The organism is Streptomyces sp. HP-A2021, assembly GCF_022807935.1.
GTDB lineage: Bacteria > Actinomycetota > Actinomycetes > Streptomycetales > Streptomycetaceae > Streptomyces > Streptomyces afghaniensis.
The window spans coordinates 38,733-53,051 of the sequence record NZ_CP094344.1 but is presented as its reverse complement, the minus strand read 5'-3'; the positions used below and the strand labels follow the sequence as shown (position 1 = coordinate 53,051).

Here is a 14,319-nt window from a genome sequence, read left to right as displayed (position 1 = left end):
AGTTGGCGGAGCCGAGCGCATCAGTTGGCGGGCGAGCACGGCCTGCCACGCTTGCCTGCGGGTTCTTCAGAGATCTCGGGAGATTCGCTCGACCGCGCCGTCATCGTGCCACGAGGTGAAGTACCAGTACACCGTCGGCCACGGCGCGCAGTCCTTCGGGAGCTGCCGCCAGGCGCATTCGGTCCGCGCGACGTAGAAGATCGCGTCCACGATTTGCCGCCGCGGATGCTTCTCCCGCTGGCCGCCCCTGGGCCCCACCCTGGCTGATGGCAGCAATGGCTCTACCAGCGCCCACTGCCCGTCCGTCAGGTCCGACGGATACCCACCCCCAGCACCGCTCATGGCATGCGCAACGACCACTCCAGCAACGGGGCACGGCAGATCTCAAAGCGGTCTGAGCTGAGGGTGACGTGCTCCTCATGAGATTTGCGCCTTGAAATGCGATTGCCCGACCGAGCCGAGCCACTCGATCGAGACCCGCCGCAGCAATGGATAGCTCGGTGACTTTGATGTCACTCCCGGCGGCATGGGAGCTGAGGGGGCCCGGAGTCTTGGGTGAGAGCCAACCCGCCTCGGCGGGCCCTCGGTGGAGCACGGCTGTCAGTGGCGGGTGGAAGACTGCCCGGCATGATCGAACCGAACCCGAAAGCGGACCTTCTCCGATACTTGCAAGAAGGGCGTGACGCCCTGTTGTGGAAGCTCGATAGGCTCTCGGAATACGACATCCGTCGTCCCCTGACCCCGACGGGCACGAACCTGTTGGGGCTGGTCAAACATGTCGCCAGCGTGGAGCTGGGGTACTTCGGCGACACGTTCGGGCGGCCGTTCTTCGATGAGAAGCCGCCGTCCTGGTGGTATACGGAGGACGCGGAACCCAACTCGGACATGTGGGCCAGTGCAGACGAGTCGCGCGAAGACATCGTTGGGCTCTATCACCAGGCGTGGGAGCACTCCAACAGCACAATCGCGACGCTGACGCTTGACGCGATCGGTCACGTCCCCTGGTGGCCGGAGGAACGGCGGGAGGTGACACTGCACCACATCCTGGTGCGCGTGATTTCCGATACTCAGCGGCACGCCGGCCACGCCGACATCGTGCGAGAGCTCATCGACGGATCTGTCGGGTATTTGCAGAGCAAGGACAACATGCCGCCAGGTGATCAGGCATGGTGGGAGGGCCACCGAAGCCGACTGGAGCGTGTGGCGCGGGAACTCGGTAACCGCTGACCTCACCTTCTGCCGCCGCCCCCGCTGGCCCCTTATCAAGCAGCGGTGGCCTGTTCAGCCAGGGCTTTGGTGTGGGAGAGTCGGTAGGACTCTGTGCCGGTCTGGATGATCGCTGCGTTGAAGGTGAGGCGGTCGACGATGGCCGCGCAGAGCCGGGGGTCAGTGTAGGTCTTGGCCCAGTCGCTGAAGGACTCGTACGAGGCGGTGGCGACGCTGTTCTTTTCCTCGCTTTCGGTGAGCACCTGAAACAGCAGCTCAGCGCCCCGCCGGTCCAGTTCCATGTAGCCGAGTTCGTCGATGCAGAGCAGGCCGACGCGTCCGTAGCGGGCGATCGTCTCCGACAGTTGCTTTGGCGTTGTCAACTTGGCTGAAGGCTGGGTTCCTGGAACGATTTCCGGGTCGCTGGGTATCGGGAGGGGGACACCGTGGCGCCGTCGTACAAGGGGTACCGGTTTCCGGCGGAGGTCATCGCGCACTGCGTGTGTCTGTACCACCGCTTCCCGCTCAGCTTCCGCGAGGTCGAGGAGCTGATGCTCGCCCGCGGTGTGGTCGTCTCCTACGAGACCATCCGGCAGTGGTGCACGACGTTCGGCCCGGCCTACGCCCACGGACTGCGGCGACACCGACCCCAGGCAGGGGACAAGTGGCACCTGGACGAGGTCTTCATCAAGGTCAACGGCGAGCGACGATACCTGTGGCGGGCCGTCGACCAGGACGGCAACGTCCTGGACATCCTCGTCCAGAGCAGGCGCGACGCGTCGGCCGCAAAACGCTTCTTCCGCATGCTGATGAAGAAGCAGTGCCGCGTGCCGCGGGTGCTGGTCACCGACAAGCTGCGCAGCTACGGCGTGGCCCACCGGGAGCTGATGCGCTCGGTGGAGCACCGGCAGTCGAAGTATCTGAACAACCGGGCGGAAAACTCCCACCAGCCCACCCGCCAACGAGAACGTGCCATGACGGCTTCCACTCAACAGGCTCAGCCCAGCGTTTCCTGTCAGCCTTCAGCGCGATCTCCCCGCACTTCCGGCCCCGCCGACACCGCCTCACCGCCACTCAGTACCGCGATCACATGACCACCTGCTCACCGTCTGGAACGAGATCGTCGGCCTACCGACCACGGCCTGAGGACGGTCCCGGCACACCCCGACCGGGCCCGGCCTATCCCGACAAAACCTGCGCCAGCCAAGTTGACAGCGCCCCTTGCCCTCCCCTGCGACGTCACCGACGAGGACCAGGTCGCCGCCGCGGTCGACCGCACCGTCGAGTCCTTAGGCCGCCTCGACATGGCCTACAACAACGCCGGCATCCAGATCCCACCCAGCGATGCAGCCGACGAGCCCGCTGACATGTTCGACCGGGTACATGCCATCAACCTCCGAGGCGTGTGGGCCTGCATGAAGCACGAGTTGCGGCACATGCGCGTCCAGGGCAGCGGCACCATCGTCAACTGTTCCTCCCTCGGGGGCCTAGTCGGCCTCCCAGGTCGGGCCTCCTACCACGCTTCCAAACACGGCGTGATCGGCCTGACCACCAGCGCGGCCCTGGAATACGCCCCGGGCGGCATCCGCATCAACGCCGTCTGCCCCGGCACCATCGACACCCCCATGGTCAGCGACATGATCGCCAAGGGGGAACTGGACCGCGCCGAAGCCGAGGCCAACCAGCCCATCAACCGGCTCGGCACGGCCGACGAGATCGCCCAGGCCGTCCTGTGGCTGTGCAGCCCGGGAGCCGGCTTCGTCGTAGGCGTCGCCCTCCCCGTCGACGGCGGCTACGTCGCCCGATAACGGCATGAGAGCCGCCGTCACACATCGGACGGCGGCTCCCACGGCGGCATCAGGTACCAGCAGACGGCGAAGGGATCGACCCCGTCCCACTCCTCGCGTCGCGCGTCGGCCACACCTGACGACCACAGTGGGGCCGCGGTTGGACCGGCGCTACGTCGAACTGGTGGGCGGGCCGCTGGACGGATCGCTGCTCGACATCACCGGCTGGAGGTCGGAGGAGATCGGCGATGGTGTCTCCCTCCTGACGGAGTTCGGGCAGTCGGCCCCGGGGGCCGGGTGCTGTTCGACCCGCGCCCCGGCGACCCGGCCCGCTGGAACTGGGGCGGCGACAGCCCCTGACGGCCCGCCACTCGGTCGGGTGAAGACACCACCGCGACGGAACTCGCCCCGGGCGCCCGGGCATAGTGCCGTACATGGACCCGATCCACGAGGCACACGTGAGCGAGCCGGGCCTGCTCGTCGTCGACGTCGCGGCCGCCGACGACGCCACCGCCCTGGCCTTCCAGCAGCTGCTCGCCGACCGGTGGGCGACGGCCACAGCGGAGCAGACGACGCGGGACGCCGGGCAGCCCGGCGTACGGCTGCGCTGCTACTTGGACCTGCGCCAGGAGCTCACCGCGGCCGCCGTGGTCGGCCCGACCAGGCCAATTCCAGGGGTCGTTGCAACACCGCGGTGAGTTGATCAAACCGCGAGCAGTTTAGACAGACCTCGGCTGGGGTTCCCAGCCGAGCGTCTTGCGTGGGCGGCTGTTGAGTTCGGAGGTGACGGCGTCGAGGTCGCTGCAGGTGTGCCGGATCAAGTTGGCGGGGAACGCCGTCGTCGGACAGCGACGGCGAGCACCGAACGCACTCTGGGGAAAACCCCACACACGTCGGAGGGTTGGCCGGATGGTCGGCTCTGTCGGCGGATTCGTACGGTCACGGCATGAAGCGAATGAGCAGGATACTGATGGTCTCGGCGGTGTCGGTGGCGCTGACGGCGAGCGGCACAACGGCCGTGGTCGCAAACACAGCAGAGAAACCCCGGGCCGCCGCTGTCGCGCCCGTTGCGGCGGACTTATCGCGGGGCCCGCTCGTGTCGGTCGAGCACCTGCGCACGCTCACCGCCCGCGAGGTCGCGGCCGAGCTTGCGGGGGACAAGGCGGGTGCCTGGGACACCGGCGCCGTACGGTACGGTCTGGACACCTTCCGGATCGTGTACCGCACAGTTGACGCTCATGGTCGGCCCACGACGGCCAGCGGACTGCTGGCCCTGCCTCGGAGCGGTGAACGGCGGCTGCGGACCGTGTCCTTCACGCACGGCACAGAACTGTTCAAGGACGACGTCGCCTCCGTCTCGACCAGCGTCTGGGACCAGGCACCCGCCCTGACCTACGCCTCCGCAGGATTCGCCACGGTGCTCCCCGACTACCTCGGGTTGGGCTTGGGCCCCGGCCCACACCCGTGGATGGACGTGCCCTCGGAGACGACGGCCGCCCTGGACATGCTGCGCGCCTCCCGCGCCGTCGCGACGGCGAAGGGCCGGGAGCTGCGGCGCGACGTACTGGTCACCGGCTTCTCACAGGGCGCCTCGGCGGCACTGGGACTGGCCCGGTCGCTGCAGGAAGGCGCCGACGGATGGTTCCGGCTGCGGGCCGTGGCGCCCATCAGCGGCGCGCACGCGTTCCGCGACGCGGAACTGCCCGCGCTGCTGGCCGGGCAGACGGAGCCGAAGGCAAGCGTGATCTACACGGCGCTGACCCTGGTCGCCTTCAATCGCCTGCACCACCTGTACGACACGCCGGCCCAGGTGTTCCGCGCGCCGTACGACCAGACGATCGAAGGTCTGCTGGACGGCACACACACCGGTCAGGAGGTCGAGGCGGGCACCCCGGACTCCATCGACGCGCTGCTCACCCCCCGAGGCCGGGCGATGCTGGCCCATCCCACCGGACGGCTGGCGGCGGCCCTGAGGATTGCCGACGGCGTGTGCACCGACTGGACGCCGCGCGCTCCGATCCGGCTCTACTACGCCGACGGCGACGAGCAGGCCGTCACCGCGAACACCGCCCGCTGCCACGCCGCCCTGCGCGCCCGGGGCGTCCATGCCCCGCCGATCGACCTCGGCACCCCTGACTACGGCGGCTCACGCCACCTGGGTTCCCAGCAGGCGGGAACCGCCGCCGTGGTGCGGTGGTTCCACTCCCTGCGGTAGGCGGGCCGCCTACCGGGTGTTCCGCCGTCGGACCCTTCACTATCACTCGCCCGGGTGCAGAACAGCTTCTCCCCGGCCCGTCCCTCGGGTGAGGGGTCCGCTGTAGGGGGCGTTGCAACACCGTGGTGAGTTGATCAAGCCGCGAGCAGTTTAGACAGACGCTCGGCTGGGGTTTGCCAGCCGAGCGTCTTGCGCGGGCGGCTGTTGAGCTCGGCGGCGACGGCTTGAAGGTCCTCAGGGGTGTGCGTGGACAGGTCGGTGCCCTTGGGGAAGTACTGCCGTAGCAGGCCGTTGGTGTTCTCGTTCGAGCCTCGCTGCCAGGGACTGCCGGGATCGCAGAAGTAGACCGGGATGTTGGTAGCAATGCTGAAGCCGTGGTGAGCGGCCATCTCGGTGCCCTGATCCCAGGTCAGGGACCGCTTCAGCAGGGGCGGCAAGGTCTCGAAGGTGGCGATGAGGGCATCGCGCACGGCTGCGGAGTTGTAGCTGCCCGGTACGAGGATCGACGTCACCGGAGTGAGTGAACTAATCATGCAAGGTGGTATGCCTCACGGATCGCCGCTGAGTTCGCCAGAGACCCAAGCCTCTTCTTCTTCGGTTTCAAAAGGCGGCACTCATGAGCGCGTGTTGGTGTACCGCACGCCCGGGCCCCACTTCTCCATGGCGGGCGCCATGCACCACTGGCACAGCGGGCAGCCGCCGCGGCCGTACTTGTGGGTCTTGCGCTGGCATGTGGCGCACGGGCCGACCTGGTCGCCCGGGCAGGTCAGCGCGGAAGGGTCTGGCTCGGTGACCGGCGGCACGGGAGTCGTCATCGTGGAGTGCCCTGTTCGGGGCGACCAGCACCGGTCGCCTCAACCGCAGGATACGGCCTGAATGACACGACTGTTCGACCCTGCGGTGGCGGCCGGGGTCAGGAGTCGTCGCTTGAGGAGTCGGCGCCATGGTCGAAGCCGCGCAGGATGGCCGTGAGTTCCTGGGCGCATCCGCACAGCGTGCACAGCCGCGTCGCCGGGCTCTCCGCGAGGTCCAGGGCGTGTTCCAGATCGAGCAGCGGCGCGCCCTGCGGCGCCTCGTCGCAGTCCGGTGCGTGCAGCACCCCGCCGGACGGGCCGCGACCGTCGCCCGCTGGCAGCCACGCATCCGCGAAAGCGCCCGGCGCCAGGCCGCCACCAGCACCGGCATCGTGATCGACACCCGCGCCCGGTTCGGCTTCACCGCCGCACCCGGCACCACCGACGACGCCCGGCTGCGCCACTTGACCATCGCTCTGCCCCCGCAGTACGCGGCCCGCCTCTTCGACGCCCAAGAGGCCGGCGCCAGCGAGCAGCAGCTGCGCAACATCGCTGCCGAAGGCCTCGGAGAGGTCTACTTCCGCGACAACGGCCGACGCGCCCACGGCCTGGAGGTGGAGTTCGCAGACGTCGAGCACGTGGAGTTTGACCTCTAGGTGCGGCGGATCAGGACGTTACGACGGTCCCGCCGCCTTCTGAGTGCCCATACCTGCCGCCGCACGTGCCAGAACTGGGCCAAGGACGTGTAGGGAGCGGCCAGCAAGCGCATGGCCGGGACGATGCAGACCCATGCGGTCGCGAAGACCAACAGCACCCATGACTCGCCGGCGACGCCGGCGGCCAGCTCGTCAGACACGACGTCAGGTTCCAGGGTCAGCCAGAACAGCATCGCGGCTTCGAGGAAGAACAGCAGCACCATGAGAATGAACCAGACGACAGCAAAAAGGACGGCTCCACCGATCTTCAAGAGTGTGCGCCCCCCGTGGCTGCCGAATACCTCGTCAACGCTGTGACGAGCCTCCGCTATGTCCTCATCGCTCGACTCCCGGTGATCCAGAACGGCAGCTGCGTCGACAAGCGGCTGCGACAGGGACTGCGCATATCCCCTTAACTGTTGCTCTGCGAACCTGATCTCCACCGCGCCGAGAAGGATGTACACGGGTGTGACCGCTGCGACCGTGGCCGCGTAGGTCTCAGTCATCTGCATCTGACCAGGGTTGCAGCCTGCCGTAGGCCCGGACCAGTGTCCCGCAGAACCGCACCGTCCGGGGTATGAGAACGAGATCTATGCAGTCTGCGTACCCGGCCCCAACTCGCCGACTACCGCCGCGCGATGTGGGTGCGCGAGGACCTGAACCTGCGCGGGGACGACTGGTCCGAGGCCCGAGCAGAGAGCCACCGCACCCGCTCCGCCGTCACGGTCTCGCTCCGACCGGCTCGCGGCCTTCGGCGGTGTCGCTCCCGCCCCCGCACGATTCCGGCAAGACCAGCGGAAATCTGCGCCGCCCACAGCGCTACCACCGGCGCCTGCAGCACGTCTTCTACACATCCGCACTGGTCAGCTCCTGGAGCGATCCCAACTCCAAGCGGTTCTACGACCGCAAGAGAGCTGAAGGAAAGAGCCACATCCAGGCCGTCCTGGCGCTGGCTCGGCGACGCGTCAATGCCCTGTGGGCACTCATCCGCGACCGACGGTGCTACCAGGTCGAACCTCCAGCAACGGCCTGCTGAACGCTCGTCCTGTCCAGCCAGAGGCCATCGCGCACTGTTCCCGCACGACTTCAGGGTGCGAAGATCGAAAGACCTACACCTGAGCGGGGGACGTAGATGGGCGTGCTGATCAGGCCTGCACGGGCGACGGAAGCCGACGTACTCACCGACTTGGCACTGCGGTCCAAAGCGCATTGGGGCTATGACGCCGACTTCGTGGAAGCCTGTCGAAACGAGCTCACCGTTGCCGCGCACGAGGTCGCACGCCGACGGACCACGGTGGCTGACAGAGATGGCCACGTCCTGGGCTTTACGACTCTTGAGGGAGAGCCACCCACTGGCGTTCTGGGCATGATGTTCGTCGAGCCGCAGGCCATTGGCCAAGGGATCGGCCGTCTGCTGTTCGAACACACCATCGCTGCTGGACGAGACCTGGGGTTCTCCCAGCTCACGATCGACGCGGACCCGAATGCCGAGCCCTTTTACCGCGCGATGGGCGCAGTCCGTGTAGGAAGCGTCCCCTCTGGCTCCATCGCCGGCAGAGTGCTGCCGCAGATGGTCGTCACCATCCAGCGCTGAAAAAGCGCTGCTTGACAACATCATTGGGAAGCCCCCGCAGTACGCGGCCCGCCTCTTCGACGCCCAAGAGGCCGGCGCCAGCGAGCAGCAGCTGCGCAACATCGCTGCCGCAGCGGCCTGGTCAGCCGGCGGCGTTCTGTGCTGCGGCTCGGCCCTGGGTGAGGGCGAGGCGGTAGGGGTCGGTGCCGGTCTGGATGAGTTTGCCGCCGAAGGTGAGCCGGTCGACGATGGCCGCGCAGAGTCGCGGATCCGTGAACGTCCTGGTCCAGCCGCCGAAAGACTCGTTGGAGGCGATGGCGACGCTGTTCTTCTCCTCGCGTTCGGTGAGCACCTGGAACAGTAGCTCAGCGCCCCTGCGGTCCAGCTCCATGTAGCCGAGTTCGTCTATGCGGAGGAGATCGACGCGTCCGTAGCGGGTGATGGTCTTGGTCAGGACCTTCTCGTCCACCGCCTCGACCAACTCGTTGACCAGCTTGGTGGAAAGTGTGTATCAGATGGTCCGACTGGCGCCGCCGTCAGCAGGCTCGATCCCGGACCAGCCACTACCGGCGCCGATCCGTTCCGGCATGAAGGACAGGACCTGTCGCAGGGACGGGCGCAGACACGGCGGGTTGGCAGCGATGATTGCCGTTCCTACGCTCGGCAGCTATGACGGTTCTGATCACCGTATGGGGAGCATCTCCCGGAGTGGGCAAGTCGACGCTGTGTGTCGGCCTGTCCCGATGGCTGGTCGATGAGGGACTGCGAGTGGACCACTTCCGCGAGGAGGAGGTCTTGACCAGGCCGCAGTTCGCCGCGGTGGCTGGGGAATTCAAGGCGACCGGAGCCGTCGATCTGGGGACGTTGATCGCAACAACTGCCGAGTTCGTTGATTCGGTTCTGGCGACCGGCGATGACGTGGTGATCGCGGACGCCCTGGTGCCGTTCGTGCCGACGCTGCTGGCCATGGGACACGGAGAAGAGACGATCGATGCGTTCATGACTGACCTCACGGAGGTGCTCGCGCCGGTCTGCCCGGTCATGCTCTTCCTCGATGGGAACGCCGAAGCTGCATTGTCCCGAGCCGCCAGGAGAGAAGGGGAGCAGTGGCTGGACCGGTATGTCGAAAAGCTCGCCCGCTATGAGGTAAGCCCTCCAGTGGCGGACGCCGCGTCGGCGGTGAAGTACCTGCTGCGCGAGCGTGCGGTGACGCTCGACACCGTCAGCCGGAAGAACTGGGGACTCGTTGTGATCGAATCAGCCGATGGACTGCCGCCTGATGAGGTGCTGCGGGTCGCGCAGCGGGGCCTGAGGCCGTGGTTGGGCAGGCCCGCCCCGCCGGAATAGGACAGGCCTGGCAATTCGTATCTGCCGCACGCTGCCACGACCTCGATTGCCTGGTTCAGGCGGTCGCGGCTCTGTTGCCCACGTGGGGCTGCTGCCGGAACCGGTCCGTCGAGGGCACCTGCTGCCATGCCTTGAACTCCCTAGTACTCCAGCCGTAGTTCGTGATCTCGATGGTGAGGGCGCCGAGGAGACAGGTGGCGAGTGTCGATCATCTGGACGAGATCGACCACACCATCGGGGGGCGTTGTCCGCCTCCTCGAGTTCACCGAGACGTACGTAGGGCGCCCTTTATCTCGCTGAGCTTCGCGGTTGTCGCCGGGGTCCACTCTTTCGCCTGTCCGCCGAGGCGGAGGGCATCCTCGATCTCGCTGAGCTTCGCGGAGGACAGGACGGCTGCCCGCTCGATCAGGTCGTCCCGGGACATGGTGGTCAGCCACGTGCAGGGGGTGAAGCCTGGACGCGGGAATGCGAACCGCAGTACGCCTTCAAAGGGCAGTCCTTCCCTGGCGCCTACTTGCACTTCGACGCCCAGACCGCTGATGTCGACGCCCGCCGGCGCGACGACCTGCATCGCCCGGATCCCGGACGCGTCGTCTGCCGACAGCAGTACGACCAGCCGCCGCTCGTCGAACTCGACCCACCAGACTTCGCCACGCTGCATATGCCCTCCTGACACAGGACGGCAGACGAACACTGCACGACCCTGACGCGCTGTGGAGACGGGTGCGCCACCGTTGATCATCGGTGTGTGAAGACAAACGATCATGCGGTGGCCGCAAGTCACAGCGTAGACCCTGCCCGCTGGCAGGAGGCGTTCGAGGCCCTGATGAGCCGGATCGCAGGCCGGTTCACGCGAGTCGAACCCCGGCGCAGGGCCGGACGGTTGGTGCTCGGGTTGCTGTCGGACCTGCCGCGTAAGAACTGCTGGACCATCGCCGAGTGGGCCGGGGAAGCCACCCCGGACGGCATGCAACACCTGCTCGGGCGGGCCAAGTGGGACGCCGACCAGGTCCGCGACGACGTACGCGGCTACGTGGTGGAGCACCTGCACGACGACCAGGCGGTGCTGGTGGTCGACGAGACCGGCGACGTGAAGAAGGGCACCGGCACGGTCGGCGTCCAGCGCCAGTACACCGGCACCGCGGGCAGGATCGAGAACGCCCACGTCGCCGTCTACCTGGTCTACGCAGGCCGGCGCGGGCACGCCGCGGTGGACCGGGAACTGTACATTCCGCGCTCCTGGACCTCCGACCCCGACCGCTGCCGCGCCGCCGGGCTCGGCGAGGAGACAGGGTTCGCGACCAAGCCGGAGCTGGCCGCTCGCATGGTCGCCCGGTTCCTGGACGCCGGGCACCGGGCCGCCTGGGTCGCCGGTGACGAGGTTTACGGCGGCAACCCGACGTTGCGAACCGCGCTGGAGGAACGCGGCACCGGCTACGTCCTCGCGGTGGTCTGCACGCACAAAGTCACTACCAGCGCCGGGAAGTTCCGCGCGGACGCCCTGGCCAAAAAGGTGCCCACGCGGGCCGGGCAAAAGCTGTCCGCAGGGGCCGGAGCCAAGGGCCACCGCTTCTACGACTGGGCCGTCATCGACCTCGTCGACCCCCGGCCCGGGAATCGCCAGTTGCTCATCCGCCGAAACCGCAGCACCGGCGAACTCGCCTACTACCGCTGCTACTCACCCGCACCGGTGCCGCTGACCACCCTGGTGCGCGTCGCTGGATCAAGGTGGCGGGTGGAGGAGTTCTTCCAGTCCGGCAAGGGTTCCTCAGTGAGACTGCCCTGCGGGGAAACGGTCTGGGGCATGGGGGGGTGCACTCTTCGGATCGTGGTCCTACGCCTACGGCGCTCGCGACGGCGAACAGATGGTCACTACCAACGTCAACGGCGACTGGAGCAATGGCGATTGGGACGACCCCATCGGTAGCTTCACCGATCTTCTTCAGGAGAGGTTCTGCCGCCGGGGCGATACCTGAACACCGGTCACGGGTCGGGCCTGGCCAGCTCCTGACACTCACTTCTGCCCGCCGTCGTCGTCCTAGTCCAGCTCCGGCGCACCCGGGTCGCGCAGCGGGCGCAGGCCGCCGTCGACCCGGGAGGGGAGGGGTAAGACCGGAAGCTGCCGCGGCCGAGCACGTTGAGGTTCGCGTGCTTGAGCAGGGAGCGCGGGCGACGTTCTCGTCCAGGACGTCGTGCTCACTCCTCGGCCAGCAACGCCCACAACTCCTGGACGGCAGCGCCCAGGTAGCGAGTCGTCCACAGCACGGCGGCATTCAGCACCAGCGCGAGCACGCCGAGCTGGTCCTCCTGTCCCGTCCGGTACGCCTGCAGGATCTGCCCGCGCTTGCCGTGGCAGATGTCCCGGGCGAGCTTGTGGCGGGACTCCTGAACGAACGGTGAGCTGCCGGTTCATCTGCCGCCGGTAGGTGTCGTCGACCGGGTCGACCACGCGCAACAGCGATTTACCCACTCGCTGGCGCATGCGCGAGAGATGCCCGTCTCAGCGGCGACGTGGGCGATGGGACATGTCTGGCACCGCTTCACCAGCCGCCTGCGACCCTCGACACTCAGGAGTGCATTCGCGTGGGGCACTCGTCGTCCTCTCGAAGTCAGACGACGGCAGGCGCGACACCTATGGTGCGCGCCTGCCGCATTGCGGTCTTTCAGTCCTGCGGTGCGACGCGGATACGGTTCCCGTCAGGATCGGCTGCGAGGAAGGTCAGCCCGAACCCCGCGTCATGAGGCTCGCGCAGGATCGTGACCCCCTTGGACTGCCACTGCTTGAAGGTCGCGTTGAGCTCGTCGGGTCCACCGTCGATGGCCAGGCAAACCTCACTGGTGCGCGGGACGTCCGGTGACAGCTCCTCGAACTGGCCGGACCACAGACCGAGGTCAGCGCCTGGCCCGAGGTCGAAGGTGATGTATCCCGGAGTCTCGAACGAGGGGCTCATGCCGAGGAGGTCGCCGTAGAAACGAGCTGCGGCGGGAGCGTCGTTCACATAGACGATGGACACGACGGATGTGGTCATGATGGTTCCTTTTCACAGGTCGTAGGTACGCATCCACCAGCCTGACCGGGATATGCGCCGCATCGTGTCGCAATTCCGGAATAAATTTGGTGCGTGACCCCAGACCGCTTCTTCGCCCTGATGCTGCTCCTCGAATCGAGGGACGCCGTGACTACACAGGAACTTGCCTCGGCGCTCGGGGTGTCTCTTCGAACCATCACCCGGGACCTGAACTGGCTCCGTGACGCCGGTCTGCCGGTGTCCGCACACCGGGGCCGCCTCGGAGGCGTGACCATGCTGCCCGGGTCCGGGCTCGACCTCACACGGCTCACACCGGGCGAGCGTGATCATCTGTCGCTCACTGGGCTGGATGAGAGGCAACGTGCGGAGCTCAACGCATCGGTCGAAAGCCAGCGCGCGCTCTCCAAGATCGGCGCTACACAGCCACACCGAGCTCGGGAGTTCCTGCCTCTCACCGACGTAGTGCACGTGGACAGCCGTCCCTGGCGTCAGGCACGAGCTTTCGGCACGACTCCGGCTTCGCTGATCGGCGCAGTGCGGCGAGGTCGCCGGCTACGGATCGAGTACGACAGCCCACGCGAGCCATGCCCACGCGACCTGGTCGTGGATCCCTACGGACTGTTCGCCAAGGCCGGCATCTGGTACCTCGTCGCCGACTGTGCCCGAGTGCCACGGATGTACCGACTCGAACGGATCACGACGTGGAAAGAAGCCGACCAGCCACGACGGATCCGCGAGAACCAGACCCTGGCCACCGTCGCTGCAGCGCTCATTGAGCAGTGGGAACACAACCACGCGATAGAGGTCAGCGCCACCATCGACGAGACCCAGATCGAGCGAGCGCAACGGATCTTCGGCCTACGGCTCATCCGGGACGACCACGAAGAATCCGCCACCGGCCGTAAGGTCACGATCCGCTTCCTGCATCTGGAGGACGTGCGAGCACTACTGCCGTTCGGCAGCGCCATCACTGTGCACGGCCCCACCGAAGCCAGGGCCTATCTCCGCGACCTCGCCACCAATCTTGCCCACCACTATGCGCCGTCACCAATGTCCTGACCCGCAACAGGGGGGTGGCTGCACCGGGGTCGCCGTGACGGTGTGTCGTGATGAGCGTGGTCGGTTCCTCCTTCACCGGCGGTCGGAGCAGCTGTCGCCCTTCCCCGGGCTCTACGAGGTCGTGGTCGGTGGCGCCGTGGATGTCGGTGAGTCCTATGAACAGGCCGCCGCGCGGGAGCTGGCCGAAGAGCTGGGCATTCGTGTGCGGCGCTTGCTGTTCACGTTCCTCAACCGCAGCTGTTTGAGCCCTCACTGGCTCGGCGTGCACGAAGTCGTGGTGCCGGACGCCGTGGCCGCCGATCCTGATGAGGTCGCCTGGCATGGCTGGCTGACCGAGCTGGAGCTGCGGTCGGCCCTGCTGGAGTGGCGCTTCACCCCAGACAGCCACGAAGCCTTCAGCCGGTATCTCGCGTTCCGGACCGCGCACTCCTGACCTTGCCCGCTTCTCGGGCTGGGGTGCCTGCTTGCGGCCAACTTGCCTGCAAAAAGCACGGAACAACGAGGCGAATGAGCGCCTGTCCTGAACCGCCAGATCACTCCCTGGAACTGATCCCGCAGCCGCTCCGGGTACGGACCGTGCTCGCCAATCGGCAGGAACGGCTTGATCAGCTTCC

At 67.1% G+C, this 14,319-nt stretch carries 13 protein-coding genes and 12 pseudogenes; 14 read left to right on the top strand and 11 right to left on the bottom strand.

Features of this window, described 5'->3' with window-relative positions; all coding sequences use genetic code 11:
- Nucleotides 1-66: 66 nt before the first annotated feature.
- Nucleotides 67-342 carry a transposase gene (locus MQE23_RS00320; RefSeq protein ID WP_243382403.1) on the bottom strand — a complete coding sequence of 92 codons (276 nt, stop codon included), beginning with the start codon at nucleotides 340-342 and terminating at the stop codon, nucleotides 67-69.
- A 285-nt stretch (nucleotides 343-627) separates the two neighbouring features.
- Between MQE23_RS00320 and MQE23_RS00315 the strand changes: the two genes are divergently transcribed.
- A complete protein-coding gene (locus MQE23_RS00315; protein WP_243377801.1) occupies nucleotides 628-1,227 on the top strand; it encodes a DinB family protein in 600 nt (199 codons plus the stop codon).
- Nucleotides 1,228-1,262: 35 nt separating this feature from the next.
- Here MQE23_RS00315 and MQE23_RS00310 read toward each other — a convergent pair.
- Nucleotides 1,263-1,577, bottom strand: a pseudogene (locus MQE23_RS00310) (ATP-binding protein); the annotation flags it as partial.
- Nucleotides 1,578-1,652: 75 nt separating this feature from the next.
- Between MQE23_RS00310 and MQE23_RS00305 the strand changes: the two are divergent.
- The 5 genes and pseudogenes from MQE23_RS00305 to MQE23_RS00285 all read left to right on the top strand — a co-directional run.
- Nucleotides 1,653-2,239 (top strand): annotated as a pseudogene (locus MQE23_RS00305) (IS6 family transposase); the annotation flags it as partial.
- A gap of 148 nt (nucleotides 2,240-2,387) precedes the next feature.
- Nucleotides 2,388-3,014: an SDR family oxidoreductase gene (locus MQE23_RS00300; protein WP_279345185.1), complete on the top strand. Its 627-nt coding sequence runs from the start codon at nucleotides 2,388-2,390 to the stop codon at nucleotides 3,012-3,014.
- Between the two features lie 115 nt (nucleotides 3,015-3,129).
- A pseudogene (locus MQE23_RS00295) lies at nucleotides 3,130-3,353 on the top strand (hypothetical protein).
- Between the two features lie 74 nt (nucleotides 3,354-3,427).
- Nucleotides 3,428-3,691: a DUF6207 family protein gene (locus MQE23_RS00290; protein ID WP_243377799.1), complete on the top strand. Its 264-nt coding sequence runs from the start codon at nucleotides 3,428-3,430 to the stop codon at nucleotides 3,689-3,691.
- Nucleotides 3,692-3,948: 257 nt separating this feature from the next.
- Complete coding sequence (locus MQE23_RS00285) at nucleotides 3,949-5,208, top strand: lipase (RefSeq protein ID WP_243377798.1); 1,260 nt, start codon at nucleotides 3,949-3,951, stop codon at nucleotides 5,206-5,208.
- A gap of 134 nt (nucleotides 5,209-5,342) precedes the next feature.
- Here MQE23_RS00285 and MQE23_RS00280 read toward each other — a convergent pair.
- The 3 genes and pseudogenes from MQE23_RS00280 to MQE23_RS00270 form a co-directional block, all read right to left on the bottom strand.
- Nucleotides 5,343-5,678, bottom strand: a pseudogene (locus MQE23_RS00280) (IS30 family transposase); the annotation flags it as partial.
- Nucleotides 5,679-5,822: 144 nt separating this feature from the next.
- Nucleotides 5,823-6,023: a hypothetical protein gene (locus MQE23_RS00275; RefSeq protein WP_243377797.1), complete on the bottom strand. Its 201-nt coding sequence runs from the start codon at nucleotides 6,021-6,023 to the stop codon at nucleotides 5,823-5,825.
- Nucleotides 6,024-6,121: 98 nt separating this feature from the next.
- Nucleotides 6,122-6,307, bottom strand: coding sequence for a DUF6233 domain-containing protein (locus MQE23_RS00270; protein ID WP_347710118.1), 186 nt, complete (start codon nucleotides 6,305-6,307; stop codon nucleotides 6,122-6,124).
- A gap of 27 nt (nucleotides 6,308-6,334) precedes the next feature.
- Between MQE23_RS00270 and MQE23_RS00265 the strand changes: the two are divergent.
- Nucleotides 6,335-6,658, top strand: a pseudogene (locus tag MQE23_RS00265) (XRE family transcriptional regulator); the annotation flags it as partial.
- On the opposite strand, the gene MQE23_RS00260 reads toward MQE23_RS00265, so the two are convergent.
- A complete protein-coding gene (locus MQE23_RS00260) occupies nucleotides 6,655-7,209 on the bottom strand; it encodes a hypothetical protein (protein ID WP_243377796.1) in 555 nt (184 codons plus the stop codon). The pseudogene MQE23_RS00265 and the gene MQE23_RS00260 overlap by 4 nt on opposite strands.
- Before the next feature lie 223 nt (nucleotides 7,210-7,432).
- Here MQE23_RS00260 and MQE23_RS00250 point away from each other — a divergent pair.
- The 3 genes and pseudogenes from MQE23_RS00250 to MQE23_RS00240 form a co-directional block, all read left to right on the top strand.
- A pseudogene (locus MQE23_RS00250) lies at nucleotides 7,433-7,733 on the top strand (transposase); the annotation flags it as partial.
- A 96-nt stretch (nucleotides 7,734-7,829) separates the two neighbouring features.
- The gene (locus MQE23_RS00245; RefSeq protein WP_243377795.1) at nucleotides 7,830-8,291 is read left to right on the top strand and encodes a GNAT family N-acetyltransferase; all 462 of its coding nucleotides are present in this window, start codon (nucleotides 7,830-7,832) and stop codon (nucleotides 8,289-8,291) included.
- A 31-nt stretch (nucleotides 8,292-8,322) separates the two neighbouring features.
- Nucleotides 8,323-8,406: pseudogene (locus MQE23_RS00240) on the top strand (XRE family transcriptional regulator); the annotation flags it as partial.
- 6 nt (nucleotides 8,407-8,412) lie between these two features.
- Here the strand turns inward: MQE23_RS00240 and MQE23_RS00235 are convergent.
- A pseudogene (locus tag MQE23_RS00235) lies at nucleotides 8,413-8,775 on the bottom strand (ATP-binding protein); the annotation flags it as partial.
- A gap of 164 nt (nucleotides 8,776-8,939) precedes the next feature.
- Between MQE23_RS00235 and MQE23_RS00230 the strand changes: the two are divergent.
- Complete coding sequence (locus MQE23_RS00230; RefSeq protein ID WP_037666235.1) at nucleotides 8,940-9,617, top strand: hypothetical protein; 678 nt, start codon at nucleotides 8,940-8,942, stop codon at nucleotides 9,615-9,617.
- 262 nt (nucleotides 9,618-9,879) lie between these two features.
- Here MQE23_RS00230 and MQE23_RS00225 read toward each other — a convergent pair whose 3' ends face one another.
- Entirely contained in the window at nucleotides 9,880-10,278 is a 399-nt protein-coding gene (locus tag MQE23_RS00225; RefSeq protein WP_020269294.1) for a hypothetical protein, read from the bottom strand.
- A 165-nt stretch (nucleotides 10,279-10,443) separates the two neighbouring features.
- Between MQE23_RS00225 and MQE23_RS00220 the strand changes: the two are divergent.
- Nucleotides 10,444-11,382, top strand: a pseudogene (locus tag MQE23_RS00220) (IS701 family transposase); the annotation flags it as partial.
- A gap of 273 nt (nucleotides 11,383-11,655) precedes the next feature.
- Here the strand turns inward: MQE23_RS00220 and MQE23_RS43590 are convergent.
- The 3 genes and pseudogenes from MQE23_RS43590 to MQE23_RS00205 form a co-directional block, all read right to left on the bottom strand.
- A pseudogene (locus MQE23_RS43590) lies at nucleotides 11,656-12,090 on the bottom strand (Tn3 family transposase); the annotation flags it as partial.
- A pseudogene (locus tag MQE23_RS00210) lies at nucleotides 12,075-12,209 on the bottom strand (leucine zipper domain-containing protein); the annotation flags it as partial. The pseudogenes MQE23_RS43590 and MQE23_RS00210, both read right to left, overlap by 16 nt.
- Nucleotides 12,210-12,280: 71 nt before the next feature.
- Nucleotides 12,281-12,646, bottom strand: coding sequence for a VOC family protein (locus tag MQE23_RS00205; protein ID WP_020269290.1), 366 nt, complete (start codon nucleotides 12,644-12,646; stop codon nucleotides 12,281-12,283).
- 93 nt (nucleotides 12,647-12,739) lie between these two features.
- On the opposite strand from MQE23_RS00205, the gene MQE23_RS00200 reads away from it, so the two are divergent.
- Both MQE23_RS00200 and MQE23_RS00195 read left to right on the top strand, forming a co-directional pair.
- Nucleotides 12,740-13,705 carry a WYL domain-containing protein gene (locus tag MQE23_RS00200; protein ID WP_243377794.1) on the top strand — a complete coding sequence of 322 codons (966 nt, stop codon included), beginning with the start codon at nucleotides 12,740-12,742 and terminating at the stop codon, nucleotides 13,703-13,705.
- Between the two features lie 12 nt (nucleotides 13,706-13,717).
- A pseudogene (locus MQE23_RS00195) lies at nucleotides 13,718-14,138 on the top strand (NUDIX domain-containing protein); the annotation flags it as partial.
- Between the last annotated feature and the right edge of the window lie 181 nt (nucleotides 14,139-14,319).